Source organism: Pseudomonas sp. 14P_5.3_Bac1, from assembly GCF_025466135.1.
Lineage (GTDB): Bacteria > Pseudomonadota > Gammaproteobacteria > Pseudomonadales > Pseudomonadaceae > Aquipseudomonas.
The window spans coordinates 1-15,051 of the sequence record NZ_JANLOF010000046.1 but is presented as its reverse complement, the minus strand read 5'-3'; the positions used below and the strand labels follow the sequence as shown (position 1 = coordinate 15,051).

The window sequence follows — 15,051 nt, the reverse complement described above, 5'->3', positions numbered from 1 at the left end:
TTCTAGCATCGATTGCATGACCTAAACAACCTCTCAGAGAAGGGAGCTGCTCATGGATTTCGCCTATTCGCCCAAGGTTCAGGAACTGCGTGAACGCGTCACCGCATTCATGGACGCTTACGTTTACCCGGCCGAGCCGGTGTTCGAACGCCAGGTCAGCGAAGGCGACCGCTGGCAGCCCACCGCCATCATGGAAGAGTTGAAAGCCAAGGCAAAAGCCGAAGGCCTGTGGAACCTGTTCCTGCCCGAATCCGAACTGGGCGCCGGCCTGACCAACCTCGAATACGCACCACTGGCCGAGATCATGGGCCGCTCGCTGCTGGGCCCGGAGCCGTTCAACTGCTCAGCCCCCGACACCGGCAACATGGAAGTGCTGGTGCGCTACGCCAACGCAGAGCAAAAACAACGCTGGCTCGAGCCGTTGCTGCGCGGCGAGATTCGCTCGGCCTTTGCCATGACCGAACCGGACGTGGCGTCCTCAGACGCCACCAACATGGCCGCCCGTGCCGAGCGCCAGGGCGACGAGTGGGTGATCAACGGCAAAAAATGGTGGACCTCCGGCGCCTGCGATCCGCGCTGCAAGATCTTGATCTTCATGGGCCTGAGCAACCCGGATGCACCGCGTCATCAGCAGCACTCGATGATCCTGGTGCCGGTGGATGCCCCCGGCGTAAAAATCGTGCGCCCATTGCCGGTCTTCGGCTACGACGACGCCCCGCACGGCCACGCCGAAGTGCTGTTCGACAACGTGCGCGTGCCGTACGAAAACGTACTGCTCGGCGAAGGTCGCGGCTTCGAAATTGCCCAGGGCCGCCTTGGCCCAGGCCGTATCCACCACTGCATGCGCTCCATCGGCATGGCCGAGCGCGCGCTGGAACTGATGTGCAAACGCTCCGTCAGCCGCACCGCGTTCGGTAAACCATTGGCCCGTCTGGGCGGCAATATCGACAAGATCGCCGACTCACGGATGGAAATCGACATGGCCCGCCTGCTGACCTTGAAAGCGGCGTACATGATGGACACCGTGGGCAACAAAGTTGCGAAAAGCGAAATCGCGCAGATCAAGGTGGTGGCGCCGAATGTGGCGTTGAAAGTGATTGACCGCGCCATCCAGATTCACGGCGGTGCCGGGGTTTCCAACGACTTCCCGCTGGCCTACATGTACGCCATGCAACGCACCTTGCGCCTGGCCGACGGCCCGGATGAAGTGCACCGTGCGGCGATCGGCAAGTTCGAGATCGGCAAGTACGTGCCCAAAGAGCTGATGCGCAGCGGGCAGTAAATGTAGCCAGCGGGCTTGCCCCGCGTTGGACTGCGCAGCAGCCCTGAAACCATGCGACCGGTTCTGCCTGCAAGAGTGCGTGTGATTATGGGGCTGCTGCGCAGCCCAACGTGGGGCAAGTCCGCTCGCCACAGCGGGCTTGCTCGCCAGGCGTCAGTGCACCCAAACCTCCACTCGCCGGTTTTTGATCCGCCCCTCGTCCGCCGTGTTCGCCGCCACCGGCATCTGCGCGCCGAAGCCGAGAATATCGCGCAGCACCACACCGTTCCTCACCAGTTCGCGGCGTACCGCCATTGCCCGCAACTTCGACAGTAGCGCGGCGCGCTGTGGGTCATTCTTGGCGTCGCCAAACCCTACGAGCGTCACCTGCTTGTGGAGTTTGTCGTGGCTTTTCAGGTACGCCACCACCCGCTGCAAATCCTGACGCGCCTTGTTGTCGAGGCTGGCGCTGCCCTCTTCGAAGCGGAAATTCACGCTCAGTCGCTGGGCCTCACGCGCGATGGCTTGATAGTCCGCAGGCATCGACGGGCGCGGCTCCACGCTGATCGCCTGCACCTGCTGCGCGATAAAACCGTTGGCTGCAACAATCGCCTGGCCTTTGCTGCTCTGGGTAAAGTCCACGAGCGCCTTGGCCCACGGGTTGCGGCTCGAGGGCGGCAGGTAAAAGAACAGTCGGCGTGACAGCGGGTAGTCCTCGGTGGCAATCAGGCTGTTCAACGGCAACATCGGTTGTGAGTCGCCATCGACGATTGCCACGGCCTTGGCCTGGCGCACATACGGCAGGCCGATAAAGCCGATGCCCTGAGGGTTCTGGCTTACGGCATCGGACAGTTGCTCACTGGACTCAAAACGCTTGGCAGGTGCCAGGGGTTTACCGCGCAGGCGTAGCACCAGTTCCTTAAAGGTGTCGTAGGTGCCGGACTGATCATCCCGGGCATACAAATGAATCGGCCCGCCGATGCCGCCCAGTGCCTCCCACGTGTCGACTTCGCCATTGAAAATCTGCGCCAGTTGCTCGGTGTTCAGGGTCTTCAACGGGTTTTGCGGGTTGAGGATAATCGCCAGGCCATCAATGGCGATCACTTGCTCAGCCTCGGGGCTTTTCAGGTCGCCCAAGGGTTCAAGGTCCACCAGTTCGCTGTCCTTGATCGGGCGCGACGACGCGGCGAGGTCGGCGCTGAGGTTTTTCAACGCCGCGAACCCGGTACTGGAACCGTGGGCCGCCACCTCGATGGTGACCGTCCTGCCTTGGCGGGTCTTGCCGATCACGCGCTGTTCATTGGCGCCGTCGCCCGGTTCACTGTGCACCGCCTGCAAGCCCTGGTATTGCATCATGCCCATGACCAGCGCGGGCCCGAGCGCGGCGCCGATGGTGTTGGAACCCTGGATGCGCAACGCGGGGCCTTGGTCGGGAACGGGCAGGGCAGCGGCAACTGCGTAGAGGGGCAGGATCAACAGGAGCAGAACGCGCAGCATCATGCCGGCACCTTCTTAAGCCAAAGGGAGTGCCGGGAGATTAAGTCAGTAAGGTTTCAACGGTGTGACGGGCACACAACCAACCCAAAGGTGGGAGCTGGCTTGCCTGCGATAGCATCAACTCGGTTTAGCTGGAAGACCGAAGTGCCTGCATCGCAGGCAAGCCAGCTCCCACATTGAGTCGCGTCAGCTCAGTTCCAGCCAGATCGGCGCATGGTCGGACGGCTTTTCCAGCGCCCGAAGCTCGTAGTCCACGCCGGCATCCTTGACCCGCGGCACCAGGCCGTTGGACGCCATGATCACGTCAATGCGCAGGCCGCGCTTGGGCTCATCTTCGAACCCACGGCTGCGGTAATCAAACCAACTGAAGCGGTCGGCCACGTCCGGGTTGAGGTGGCGGAAGCTGTCCACCAGGCCCCAGTTTTTCAGGCGGGCCATCCACTCGCGTTCTTCCGGCAAGAAGCTGCACTTGCCGGTTTTCAGCCAGCGTTTGGCGTTGTCGGCGCCGATACCGATGTCGCAGTCTTGCGGGGAGATGTTGATGTCGCCCATCACCACCAACGCCTGGTCATTGCTGAACTGGCTTTCCAGCAGGTGCTGCAAATCTTCGTAGAAGCGTTTTTTGGCCGGAAACTTGGTCGGGTGGTCGCGGCTTTCACCCTGGGGGAAGTAGCCGTTCATGATGGTCACGGGGTTGCCGTTCTCATCGGCGAAGGTGCCCCAGATGAAGCGGCGCTGGGCGTCTTCTTCATCGCTGGCAAAACCTTTGTGCACGCTCAGCGCTTCTTTGCGCGAGAGCAGGGCCACCCCGTAATGGCCTTTTTGGCCGTGGTAATAAACGTGGTAGCCCAAGGCCTGCACTTCGGCCAGCGGGAACTGGTCATCATGAACCTTGGTTTCCTGCAGGCCGATCACGTCGGGTTGATGCTTTTCAATCAGCGCCGCCAGCTGATGAGGGCGGGCGCGCAGCCCGTTGATATTGAAGGAGACGATTTTCATGGTCGGCAGTCCAGTCTGGCAAAAGGGCGATGCTAGCCGACAAGTCCGACGGGGGCCAGCGTGGCGGTCGAGCAGATGCACTGCTAATGTCTGGGAACGACTGGTGCTGCGTAGGTTCGTACCCATAAGAACGCCATCTTCTGAATGGCGCCCAGGGAGATTGACTGTATGCCTGACACTTCGACGGCCCTTGCCGAGATCCGCCTGCTCAACAGCGGCTATTCGCGCGAAGCGCGCTCCATGCTCTACCAGGCTTATCGGCATGAGCCGACGTTCGCCTACATCTTCGAAGCTGAACGCCCAGGCTATGAACAGCGGGTACGCGCCACGGTGCGTGAGCTGGTCAAGCAGCATTTCTTTCAGAAACTGCCCGCCATCGGCCTGTTCGTCAACGACCGGCTGATCGGCATCGCCCTGATTGCGCCACCGCAACGGCGCCTGGGCATTACCGAAAGCTGGGCGTGGCAATTGCGCATGTGGTTGAGCACCGGTGTGCGCGGCACTCGCCGTTACCTGGAATACCATCACGCAGTGCTGGCGTGCCTGCCGACCGAGTCGGTGCACGTACTGCCGTTGTTGGGCATCCACCCGCAATTTCAGGGCAAACACTATGGCGAGCAATTGCTGGAGGCCGTGCACAACTGGTGCGCCGACGACCCGCATTCCTCAGGCGTAGTGCTCGATACCGGCAACTCACGCTACCTGGATTTTTATAAGCGCCAGGGCTATGAGGAAATCGGCGAAGTGGCGATAGGGCCTATCCTGGAGCACGTGTTTTTCCACCCCAATCCGCAGTCGTTACATGTTGCAACGGCTTAATGCAGAATTATTCAGATAATTCCGGGTTCAAAGTCTCTCCCCAGCTCGTGTAGCATCCGCGCCTATGAAGTTTCCAGGAAGATTTACCAGCGGCTTGATTCTGCTGTTCACAAGCTGCGGCGCCTTGGCGCAAAGCGAATTGGACGTGCGGATCAAGCCTACAAACGACGCGTTGAAAGCCAACATCGAAGGCTATATCGGCGGGGTAGGCGATCGTGATGAAGAAGCCCTGCTGCGGTTCAGCCGCGGCGCCGAAGAGCAGGCCCGCAAGGCGGCCCAGGCGCTGGGCTACTATCAGCCACAAATCGTCAGTGATGTAAAAGGCGGCAAGAATCCACGCCTGATCCTCACCATCGACCCCGGCGAGCCGGTGCATTTGCGCAACGTGACCATTCGGGTTGACGGCCAGGCCGCGAGCCTCAAGGCTTTTCGCGTGCCCGACAGCAGCGACCTCACATCCGGCGCCGTGCTCAACCACGGCCACTACGAAGACGCCAAGCGTCTGATCCAGAACCAGGCCTCGCGCTACGGCTTTTTCAGCGGGCGCTTTACCAGCCAGAAACTCTCGGTTGACCCTAAAGCCGGCGTCGCCGATATCGAACTCATTTACGACAGCGGCCCGCGCTACAGCATGGGCAAGGTCAGCTTCGCCGGCGACACGCCGTTTGATGAAGACCTGCTGCAACGCATGGTGCCGTTCAAAAGCGGCGACCCTTACGACTCCGAGCTGATCGCCGAACTCAACCAGAACCTGCAGGCGAGTGGCTTTTTCGAAACCGTGCGCGTAGACGCAAGCCCCGCAGCCTCGGCCAACGATGTGATCCCGGTGGCGGTGCAACTGGACACCCGCAAGCCGCGCACCATGGGCCTGGGCCTGGGTTACTCGACCGACGTCGGCCCGCGCGGCAAAGCCAACTGGACGCGTCACTGGGTCAACCCACAAGGTCACAGCTATGGCTGGGAAGCCGAGCTGTCGGCGCCGCGCCAGAACGTCGGCCTGTGGTACGACATCCCGCTGGACCCACCGCTCACCGACAAACTGCGTTTTGCCGGCGGCTACCAGAATGAAGAAATCGCCAATACCGACACCCTGAGTAAATTGCTCACCCTCGGCCCTGAATGGCACAGCAAATTGCCCAGCGGCTGGACGCGGGTCATCTCGCTCAAATACCAGCGCGAAGAATACCGCCTGGGCAACGACTCGGGCCTGAGTAACCTGGTGATGCCGGGGATCAATTATTCCTACCTGCGCAGCGACAACCGCATCGATCCGCACAATGGCTATCGCCTGATGTTCGACGCCAAGGTCGCCAAGGAAGGCCTGGGTTCCGACACCAACCTGCTTTACGGCACCGCCACGATCAAGGGCTTGACCACCTTGTGGGACAACCACCGTTTCCTCGGCCGTGCGCAGTTTGGCGGCAGTGCCACCAATGGCTACAAATCGGTGCCGCCATCGCTGCGCTTTTTTGCCGGTGGTGACCAGAGCGTGCGTGGCTACGAGTACCAGACGTTGTCACCCGAAAACGATCGCGGTGACCGCATCGGCGGCCGCTACATGGTGGCGCTGAGTGCCGAATATCAATATTCCATCGCCGAAAAATGGCGGATCGCGACCTTTGTCGACCAAGGCAACTCCTTCAACAGCCTGGACATGCCGAGCCTGAAAACCGGTGTGGGCGTGGGCGTGCGTTGGGTGTCGCCGGTGGGCCCGATCCGCCTCGACCTGGCCCATGCCCTGGAAGATCCGGGCGGCATTCGTTTGCACTTTTCCATGGGGCCTGAGCTGTGATGCGTGGTTTGAAAATAGCGGGGCTGGCCATCGTGGCAGTCTTCACCGTGGTGTTACTGGCACTGTGGGCGGTACTCGGCAGCCAAGCGGGCAGCCGCTGGGCCTTGCGCCAGGTGCCCGGATTGACGGTTGAGAATTTCCAGGGGCATTTGGGTGGCCAGTGGCGTGTCGACCACCTGCTGTGGCAGCAAGACACCAGCCGGGTCGAGCTGAATGCGGCGAAGTTCGACTGGTCGCCGGCCTGCCTGCTGCGCATGACCCTGTGCATCAACCAGCTGGACGTGGAGCAGGTCAGCCTGCAATTCCCACCCAGTACCGATGACAGCAGCAGCGGGCCGATCCAGCTGCCGGAGTTGAAACTGCCGGTGGCGATCCAGTTGGGCGACGTTCGCGTCGGTAGCCTGCTGTTCAATGGCAGCGAAGAGCTCAAGGGCTTGCAGCTCGCGGCGCACTGGACCGCCGCGGGCCTGCAGATCGACTCGGTGCACCTGCAACGCGATGACCTGGTGCTGGACCTGGCCGGTCTGCTGCAACCGACCGGCAACTGGCCGCTGAGCGCCACGGGCAACCTGAGCCTGCCGTACGCGCCCGGCGGCGCGCCGTGGAAGGTTGCCCTCAAGCTCGACGGAGACTTGCTCAAGACCCTCAAACTCGACGCCGACAGCAGTGGCTACCTGCCCGCCAAACTCAGCGGTGAGCTGCAACCACTGGTGGAGAACTTGCCCGCGCAATTGCACATCAGCGCCGACGGCTTCAAGCCCAGCGCCGACTTGCCCGACACCCTGCAACTCAATCAACTGGACCTCACCGCCAAGGGTGACCTGAGCAGCGGTTATCAACTGTTGGGCAAGGCCGTGCTGCCAGCGGAAAAAGGCCCGGTGGACCTGCTGCTGCAGGGCAAGGTTGACGCCAAGGGCGCGCAGATCGCCGGCCTGGATTTGAATGCCGGCGACCAGCAAAGCCTCAAGCTCAGCGCCAATCTGGACTGGCAACAAGGCTTCAGCGCCGACGCCAAGATCGATTGGCTGGATTTTCCCTGGCACCGCCTCTATCCATTGATTGATGAGCCGCAGTTCGCGCTGCATACGCTCAACGGCGAGATTTCCTACAAAGACGGCAGTTACCTCGGCAACCTCAAGGCCGACCTCGACGGCCCGGCCGGCAAATTCAATGTGGTCACGCCGTTCAGTGGCGACCTCAAGCAACTCTTCCTGCCCGAACTGAAATTGACGGCCGGCCAAGGCAAGGCTGAAGGCCACCTGAGCCTGCAGTTTGCCGACGGCATTGCCTGGGACACCGCGCTGGACCTGTCGGCGCTGAACCCGGCGTACTGGGTCGCGGAGTTGCCGGGCACGTTGGCCGGGCCGCTGCGCAGCAAGGGCGAGTTCAAACATGAACAACTCAAGCTCAACGCCGACCTCGACCTCAAGGGCCGCTTGCGCGGTCAGACCGCCGTGCTGGCGGCCAAGGCAGACGGCGCAGGCGAGCAATGGACCCTGGCCAACCTGGACATCCGCCTGGGTGATAACCGCATCAATGGCAGCGGCAGCCTGCAGCAACGTGTGGCCGGGCAGATCGACATCAAGCTGACGCGCCTGGCCCAGCTGTGGCCGCAACTGCGCGGGCAGATCAACGGGCGCGTCGATGTGGCCGGTACGTTGAAGGCGCCGCAAGGCAAACTCGACCTTAAAGGCCAGCAACTGGCGTTCGCCGACAATCAACTGCAAAACCTCACCCTCAACGCCACACTCGACAACGCCCAGCGCGCGAAGATCGACCTCAAGGGCAGTGGCATTCAGGCCGGCGACACCCAGGTCGGCACCCTGACCGCCAGCGCTCAAGGGGATATCAAAAGCCAGAAAGTCCAGCTGGACCTGGCCGGGCCGCTGGTCAAGCTGGGCCTGGCGCTCGATGGCAACCTCGACAAAGGTAACTGGCGCGGGCGCCTGGCCAGCGGTGACGTTCAAGCCGGTGGCCAGGACTGGAAGCTGCAAGCCCCGGCCAGGATCGAGCGCCTGGCGGACGGCAAGCTGACCTTTGCGGCGCATTGCTGGGTGTCTGGCCCTTCCAGCCTGTGCGGTGAAGACCAGCGCCTGATGCCTGAGCCGAAGTTGCGTTACCACCTCAAGCAATTCCCTATCGACAGCCTGGCTGCCTTTCTGCCCAAGGATTTCGCCTGGCAAGGCAGGCTCAACGCCGACGTGCAGCTCGACCTGCCCGCCAGCGGGCCTAAAGGCGTGATCGCGGTGGATGCCAGCGGTGGCACCCTGCGCGTCAAGGACAAGGCTCAGTGGGTGGATTTCCCCTACGACACCCTGAAGCTGGAAACCACCCTCAACCCTAAACGCATCGACACTCAGCTGACCTTCCGTGGCGGCAAGCTCGGCGAGTTGCTGGTGCAGGCGCAGATCAACCCGTTGCCGAAGAACAAGCCGATCACCGGTAATTTCAGCCTCAACGGCCTGGACCTCGCCGTGGCCCGACCGTTTGTGCCGATGGTGGACAAACTCACCGGCAAGCTCAACGGCAACGGGCGTATCTCCGGTGGTTTGCTGGCACCGCAGGTCAACGGCAACGTGAATCTGGTGGGCGGTGAAGTCTCCGGGCCGGAGTTGCCGATCAGCCTTGAAGGCTTGAACGTGCAGGCCCTGATTGCCGGCGAAAGCGTGCAGTTGAATGGCGCGTGGCACAGCGGCAAGGCCGGGCAGGGCAGCCTCAAGGGGCAGATCGACTGGGGCCAGGCGCTGGTGGTGGACCTCAGCCTGCAAGGCGCGCAATTGCCGGTCACGGTTGAGCCTTACGCCAAGCTGGAAGTGGCGCCGGACCTGAAAATCAGCCTGAAAAACGACAAACTGGCGATTGCCGGCAAGGTGCACATCCCGCGTGGCGACATCACCGTGCGTGAATTGCCGCCGTCCACCGTCAAGGTCTCCGATGACACCGTGATCGTCGGCAGCCAGACCGAGGAGGGCAAGGCGCCGATGGCGATGGCCATGGACATCGACGTGGTGGTGGGCGAAGACCAGCTCAACTTCGCGGGCTTCGGGCTCACCGCCAAAGTGCAGGGCCATGTGCACATCGGCGACAACATGGACACCCGTGGCGAGCTGTGGCTCAACGATGGCCGCTACCGTGCCTACGGGCAGCGGCTGGACGTGCGCCGCGCGCGGCTGTTGTTTGCAGGGCCATTGGACCAACCGTTCCTGGATGTCGAAGCCGTGCGCGTCGTTACCGAACCGTCCAGAACGGTGACGGCCGGTATTCGCTTGAGCGGCAGCGCCGAACAGCCGACCACGCAGATCTTCTCCGAGCCGAGCATGCCTCAGGAGGATGCACTCTCGTATCTGGTGCTGGGGCGTTCGCGCAACAACACCGGCGAAGACAACAACATGCTGGCCGAAGCCGCCTTGGGGCTGGGGTTGATGGGCAGCGCCGGGGTGACCTCGGACATCGCCAACAAGCTGGGTATCCAGGACTTCGACCTCGACACCCAGGGCACCGGCAATAACACCGCCGTGGTGGCCAGCGGCAAGATCACCGAAAAACTCAGCCTGCGGTATGGGGTTGGGGTGTTCGAGCCGGCCAGTACGATTGCCCTGCGCTACCTGCTGAGCAAAAAGGTGTACCTGGAAGTGGCCAGTGGCGTGGCCAGTTCACTGGATATCTTCTACAAGCGCGATTTCTAAACCCTCACGCACAAACATTGTGGGAGCTGGCTTGCCGGCGATGGCGGTCCATCAGTCGATGATTCATTGACTGACAGACCGTCATCGCAGGTACGCCAGCTCCCACGTTCGTTTGTGGTGCAGCCCACCTGTCGGTCAATTAGCAAGCAAGCTAATAATTCCATTTGACATTCGCTGCCTAAGCAGTAACATCTTGTCATACATTCACTGCCTAGGCAGTAATAAGGTGACTTTCGATGACCCACTTCACCCCTGACAGCTTTCGCAACTGCCACCTCGGCCTGTTGCTGGGCCGCGCCGCGCTGCTCAAGGACCGCATTATCGACACGCATATGGAACCGCATGGCGTCACCGCCGCGCAGTTCAAGGTGTTGATCATCATTGCCCAGTACGAGGTCGACACGCCCGCCGAGCTGTGTCGCAACCTGTCGCTGGACAGCGGTTCCATGACCCGCATGCTCGACCGCCTGGAGCAAAAGGGCCTGCTGGCGCGCAAGCGTTCCGAGCAGGACCGGCGCCAGGTGCAGCTGGTACTGACCGAAGACGGCCAGCGCCTGGCAGACATGCTGCCGCACATCGGCGCGCAGGCGATGAATGAGCTGGCCGGCGCCCTGCAGCCCGGCGAGTTGCAAACCCTGGAAAAAATCCTCACGAAAATTCTGATAGCTGCCGGTGACGCCATCGTCATCCAGCGGGTAGGTAATCAATGAACACACGCGCACTTAGCCTGGTGCTGGTGGCGATGAGCATGGCCGGTTGTGCCAACTTCAGCGGCCTCGACACCCAGGGCCAACGCCTCGACGCCAACACGTTGCAAACCGGCAAGTCCCTCAGTGGCGTGACCTTGTCGAGCGCCGCATGGCCGACGGCTGATTGGTGGAAGAGCCTTGGCGACCCGCAGCTGGACGGCTTGATCCATGAAGCCCTGCAAAACAGCCCTGACATGCAAGTCGCCAGCGCCCGTGCCCACCAGGCGCAAGCCGCTGCCTACGCCGCCGATGCCGCCCGCATGCCGACCCTGGATGCCAGCGCCGGCGTGAGCCGTTCGCGCCTGGCCAAGGATCAGGACCCGCTGGGGCAGGGCGATGCCTACGCCACCGTGCGTAACATCGGCGCCAGCTTCAACTACAACTTTGACCTGTGGGGTGGCCAGCGCGCCGCCTGGGAAGCGGCGTTGGGCCAGGCGCGTGCCGCCGAAGTCGATCAGCAGGCCGCGCGCCTGACCCTGGCCGCCAACGTGGCCAAGGCCTACAGCGACCTGGGCCAGGCACATATCGTGCGTGACCTGGCCGCCGACGACCTCAAGCGCACCCGTCAGATGCTCGACCTGAGCAAGCGCCGCCTGAGTTCCGGCATCGACAGCCAGTACCAGTACCAGCAGACCGAAAGCCTGGAAGCCAGCTCTGAGTCGCAATTGATCGATGCAGAAAAACAGCTGCAAAGCGCCAAGATCGCCCTGGCCGTATTGCTCGGCAAAGGCCCCGACCGTGGCAGCGAGCTGACCCGCCCGAACGTGCTCAAACCCAGCGCCGTTGCCGTGCCTTCTGTGCTGCCGGCCGAGTTGCTGGGCCGTCGCCCGGACTTGATCGCCGCACGCTGGCGCGTCGAGGCAGCAAGCAAGAATGTCGCCGCCAGCAAGACCCGCTTCTACCCCAACCTCAACCTGAGCGCGAGCGCCGGGGCCGAGTCGTTGTTGGGCGACGCGATGTTTGGCTCGGCCAGCCGTTTCTTCAGCATTGCGCCGACCGTCTCGTTGCCTATCTTCGACGGCGGCCGCCTGCGCGCCGACCTCGATGCCCGCGACGCCGATTACGACCTGGCGGTGGCCCAGTACAACAAAACCCTGGTGCAAGCCTTGGGCGATATTGGCAACACCCTTTCGCAATTGCGCGATACCGGTCGGCAGATCCAGGCCCAGCAACACGCCGCGGACATTGCCCAGCAGTCTTACGACACCGGGGTTCAGCGCTATAGCTCGGGGATCGGGAATTACCTGGATGTACTCAGCATCGAGCAGCAATTGCTGCAGGCCCAGCGTCAGTTGGCGGCCTTGAATGCTGCGCAGATCGATCTGTCGATTCAATTGATGCAAGCCCTGGGTGGCGGGTACAACGCCGATAACGTGGCCGTAACCACCCCAGCTACACGCACGGAATAATTTGAGGTATTTGTCATGGCCACTGCCGAAAGCAACAACGCAACAGAGCAACCTAAAGAGCAGCAGAAAGAGCAGCAGAAAGACAGCAACCCACGCAAACGCAAAATCATGCTGATCGGCCTGGCGCTGATCGTGATTCTTGGCGTGATCGGCGTGTGGGCCTGGTATGAGCTTTACGGGCGCTTCAACGAAAGCACCGACGATGCCTATGTGAACGGCAACGTGGTGGAAATCACCCCGCTGGTCACCGGCACTGTGGTCAGCATCGGCGCCGACGACGGCGACCTGGTCCACGAAGGCCAGGTGCTGATCAACTTCGACCCCAATGACGCCGCTGTCGGCCTGCAAAGTGCCCAGGCCAACCTCGCGCGCACCGTGCGCCAGGTGCGGGGCTTGTACAGCAACGTTGATGGCATGAAAGCCCAGGTGCTGGCGCAGCAAGCCAACGTGCAAAAGGCCCAGGACAATTACAACCGTCGTAAGAACCTTGCCGCCGGCGGCGCGATCTCCCAGGAAGAACTGTCCCACGCCCGTGACGACCTGACCTCGGCGCAAAGCGCCCTGGCCAACGTGCAGCAACAGTTCAAGACCTCCAGCGCGCTGGTGGACGACACGGTGATTTCGTCCCACCCGGACGTGCAGGCCGCCGCCGCGCAACTGCGCCAGGCGTACTTGACCAACGCCCGCAGCACCTTGATTGCACCGGTAACCGGCTATGTGGCCAAGCGCACGGTGCAATTGGGTCAGCGCGTGCAGCCGGGTACCGCGTTGATGGCGGTGATCCCGCTGAACCAGTTGTGGATCGACGCCAACTTCAAGGAAACCCAGCTGCGCGATATGCGTATCGGCCAGCCGGTGGACATCGAGTCGGATATCTACGGCAGTGACGTGAAGTACAGCGGCACCGTGGACAGCCTGGGCGCCGGTACCGGCAGCGCGTTTGCCTTGCTGCCGGCGCAGAACGCCACCGGTAACTGGATCAAGATCGTGCAACGGGTGCCCGTGCGTATTCATATCAACGCCGACGAGCTGGCCAAGCACCCGCTGCGTGTGGGCTTGAGCACCGTGGTCAACGTGGACCTGCACGACAAGAGCGGCCCGGTGCTGGCGCAGCAGGCGCCGCAAAAGGCCTCGTTCACCACCAACGTGTATGACCGCCAATTGGCCGAAGCCGATGCCATGATCACTCAGCTGATCCATGACAACAGCCTCGCCGCGCCCAAGGCTGTGCAACGCTGATGAGCAATAACGCCTCGTTCACGCCACCCAGCCTGTTGATGGCCACTATTGGCCTGTCGCTGGCGACCTTTATGCAGGTGCTCGACACCACGATCGCCAACGTGGCCTTGCCGACCATTTCCGGCAACCTCGGCGTGAGTTCGGAGCAGGGCACCTGGGTGATCACCTCGTTTGCGGTGAGCAACGCGATTGCCTTGCCGCTGACCGGCTGGTTGAGCCGGCGCTTTGGCGAGGTGAAGCTGTTTTTGTGGGCGACCATCCTGTTTGTGCTGGCCTCGTTCCTCTGCGGTATTTCCACCTCGATGCCTGAGCTGATCGGCTTTCGGGTGCTGCAGGGCCTGGTGGCCGGGCCGCTGTACCCGATGACCCAAACGTTGCTGATCGCGGTTTACCCGCCGGCGAGGCGCGGCATGGCCTTGGCGTTACTGGCGATGGTCACGGTGGTGGCGCCGATTGCCGGCCCGATCCTTGGCGGCTGGATTACCGACAGCTACAGCTGGCCGTGGATCTTCTTTATCAACGTGCCCATCGGCATCTTTGCGGTGCTGGTGGTGCGTTCGCAGTTGAAGAAACGTCCGGTGGTCACCAGTTACCAGCCGATGGATTACGTCGGGCTGCTGAGCCTGATCGTCGGTGTTGGCGCGCTGCAGATCATCCTCGACAAGGGCAATGACCTGGACTGGTTCGAATCCAACTTCATCATCGTTGGTGCCGTGATTTCGGCGATAGCCCTGGCGGTGTTCGTCATCTGGGAAATGACCGACAAGCACCCGGTGGTCAACCTGCGGCTGTTTGCCTACCGCAACTTCCGCATCGGCACCATTGTTCTGGTGCTCGGTTATGCGGGGTTCTTCGGCATCAACCTGATCCTGCCGCAATGGCTGCAAACCCAGATGGGCTACACCGCCACCTGGGCGGGCCTGGCGGTGGCACCGATCGGCATTCTGCCGGTGCTGATGTCGCCGTTTGTAGGCAAGTACGCGCACAAGTTCGACCTGCGCTTGCTGGCCGGGCTGGCGTTCCTGGCGATTGGCCTGAGTTGTTTCATGCGTGCCGGCTTTACCAATGAAGTCGACTTCACCCACATCGCCCTGGTGCAGCTGTTCATGGGCATTGGCGTGGCGCTGTTCTTCATGCCGACCTTGAGCATCCTGATGTCCGACCTGCCGCCGGCGCAAATCGCCGACGGCGCGGGCCTGGCGACCTTCCTGCGGACCCTGGGCGGCAGTTTTGCGGCCTCGCTGACCACCTGGATATGGATTCGCCGCGCCGACCAGCACCATGCGTACATGAGCGAGAACATGACCACCTACGACTCGGCAACCCGTGATGCCTTGCAGGCACTCGGCGGGGCAGGGCACAAGGCTTATGCACAGCTGGACCAGATTCTCACCAGCCAGGCGTACATGATGTCCACCGTGGATTACTTCACGCTGCTGGGGTGGATGTTCATGGGCTTGATCGTGATTGTGTGGCTGGCGAAACCACCGTTTGCGGCGAAGGCCGGGCCGGAGGCTTCGGGGCACTGATCGAAAGACCGAACTCGGTCAATGTGGGAGCTGGCTTGCCTGCGATGCAGGCACCTCGGTACATCAGATAC

The 15,051-nt window shown here is 62.1% G+C and carries 10 protein-coding genes; 8 read left to right on the top strand and 2 right to left on the bottom strand.

Going from position 1 to position 15,051, the window contains the following annotated elements; all coding sequences use genetic code 11:
* Nucleotides 1-52 precede the first annotated feature (52 nt).
* Complete coding sequence (locus tag NTD89_RS10740; RefSeq protein ID WP_145163992.1) at nt 53-1,282, top strand: acyl-CoA dehydrogenase; 1,230 nt, start codon at nt 53-55, stop codon at nt 1,280-1,282.
* Between the two features lie 153 nt (nt 1,283-1,435).
* Here the strand turns inward: NTD89_RS10740 and NTD89_RS10735 are convergent, their stop codons facing one another.
* Together NTD89_RS10735 and xthA are read right to left on the bottom strand one after the other, a co-directional pair.
* Nucleotides 1,436-2,761, bottom strand: coding sequence for a phosphate ABC transporter substrate-binding/OmpA family protein (locus tag NTD89_RS10735; protein ID WP_262207526.1), 1,326 nt, complete (start codon nt 2,759-2,761; stop codon nt 1,436-1,438).
* Nucleotides 2,762-2,944: 183 nt separating this feature from the next.
* Nucleotides 2,945-3,757, bottom strand: a complete 813-nt coding sequence (gene xthA, locus NTD89_RS10730; protein ID WP_106578806.1) for an exodeoxyribonuclease III — start codon at nt 3,755-3,757, stop codon at nt 2,945-2,947.
* A gap of 168 nt (nt 3,758-3,925) precedes the next feature.
* On the opposite strand from xthA, the gene NTD89_RS10725 reads away from it, so the two are divergent.
* The 7 genes from NTD89_RS10725 to NTD89_RS10695 all read left to right on the top strand — a co-directional run bounded on the left by NTD89_RS10725 (nt 3,926) and on the right by NTD89_RS10695 (nt 14,980).
* Complete coding sequence (locus tag NTD89_RS10725; protein ID WP_145163998.1) at nt 3,926-4,576, top strand: GNAT family N-acetyltransferase; 651 nt, start codon at nt 3,926-3,928, stop codon at nt 4,574-4,576.
* 64 nt (nt 4,577-4,640) lie between these two features.
* Nucleotides 4,641-6,368, top strand: coding sequence for an autotransporter assembly complex protein TamA (locus NTD89_RS10720; RefSeq protein ID WP_262207522.1), 1,728 nt, complete (start codon nt 4,641-4,643; stop codon nt 6,366-6,368).
* On the top strand, nt 6,368-10,054 hold the full coding sequence (locus tag NTD89_RS10715; RefSeq protein ID WP_262207519.1) for a translocation/assembly module TamB domain-containing protein: 3,687 nt from the start codon (nt 6,368-6,370) through the stop codon (nt 10,052-10,054). The genes NTD89_RS10720 and NTD89_RS10715 overlap by 1 nt, the downstream gene beginning before the upstream one ends.
* Nucleotides 10,055-10,290: 236 nt before the next feature.
* A complete protein-coding gene (locus tag NTD89_RS10710) occupies nt 10,291-10,764 on the top strand; it encodes a MarR family winged helix-turn-helix transcriptional regulator (protein ID WP_145164004.1) in 474 nt (157 codons plus the stop codon).
* On the top strand, nt 10,761-12,212 hold the full coding sequence (locus NTD89_RS10705) for an efflux transporter outer membrane subunit (protein WP_242199386.1): 1,452 nt from the start codon (nt 10,761-10,763) through the stop codon (nt 12,210-12,212). The genes NTD89_RS10710 and NTD89_RS10705 overlap by 4 nt, the downstream gene beginning before the upstream one ends.
* Before the next feature lie 15 nt (nt 12,213-12,227).
* Complete coding sequence (locus NTD89_RS10700) at nt 12,228-13,451, top strand: efflux RND transporter periplasmic adaptor subunit (protein ID WP_145164008.1); 1,224 nt, start codon at nt 12,228-12,230, stop codon at nt 13,449-13,451.
* Entirely contained in the window at nt 13,451-14,980 is a 1,530-nt protein-coding gene (locus tag NTD89_RS10695; RefSeq protein ID WP_145164010.1) for a DHA2 family efflux MFS transporter permease subunit, read from the top strand. Before NTD89_RS10700 ends, NTD89_RS10695 begins: the two co-directional genes overlap by 1 nt.
* Nucleotides 14,981-15,051 lie beyond the last annotated feature (71 nt).

What these genes read in the sequence shown, in the direction of transcription:
- NTD89_RS10740 (WP_145163992.1), top strand. Translation starts at nt 53, where the DNA reads ATGGATTTCGCCTATTCGCCCAAGGTTCAGGAACTGCGTGAACGCGTC.
- NTD89_RS10735 (WP_262207526.1), bottom strand. Translation starts at nt 2,761, where the DNA reads ATGATGCTGCGCGTTCTGCTCCTGTTGATCCTGCCCCTCTACGCAGTT.
- xthA (WP_106578806.1), bottom strand. Translation starts at nt 3,757, where the DNA reads ATGAAAATCGTCTCCTTCAATATCAACGGGCTGCGCGCCCGCCCTCAT.
- NTD89_RS10725 (WP_145163998.1), top strand. Translation starts at nt 3,926, where the DNA reads ATGCCTGACACTTCGACGGCCCTTGCCGAGATCCGCCTGCTCAACAGC.
- NTD89_RS10720 (WP_262207522.1), top strand. Translation starts at nt 4,641, where the DNA reads ATGAAGTTTCCAGGAAGATTTACCAGCGGCTTGATTCTGCTGTTCACA.
- NTD89_RS10715 (WP_262207519.1), top strand. Translation starts at nt 6,368, where the DNA reads ATGCGTGGTTTGAAAATAGCGGGGCTGGCCATCGTGGCAGTCTTCACC.
- NTD89_RS10710 (WP_145164004.1), top strand. Translation starts at nt 10,291, where the DNA reads ATGACCCACTTCACCCCTGACAGCTTTCGCAACTGCCACCTCGGCCTG.
- NTD89_RS10705 (WP_242199386.1), top strand. Translation starts at nt 10,761, where the DNA reads ATGAACACACGCGCACTTAGCCTGGTGCTGGTGGCGATGAGCATGGCC.
- NTD89_RS10700 (WP_145164008.1), top strand. Translation starts at nt 12,228, where the DNA reads ATGGCCACTGCCGAAAGCAACAACGCAACAGAGCAACCTAAAGAGCAG.
- NTD89_RS10695 (WP_145164010.1), top strand. Translation starts at nt 13,451, where the DNA reads ATGAGCAATAACGCCTCGTTCACGCCACCCAGCCTGTTGATGGCCACT.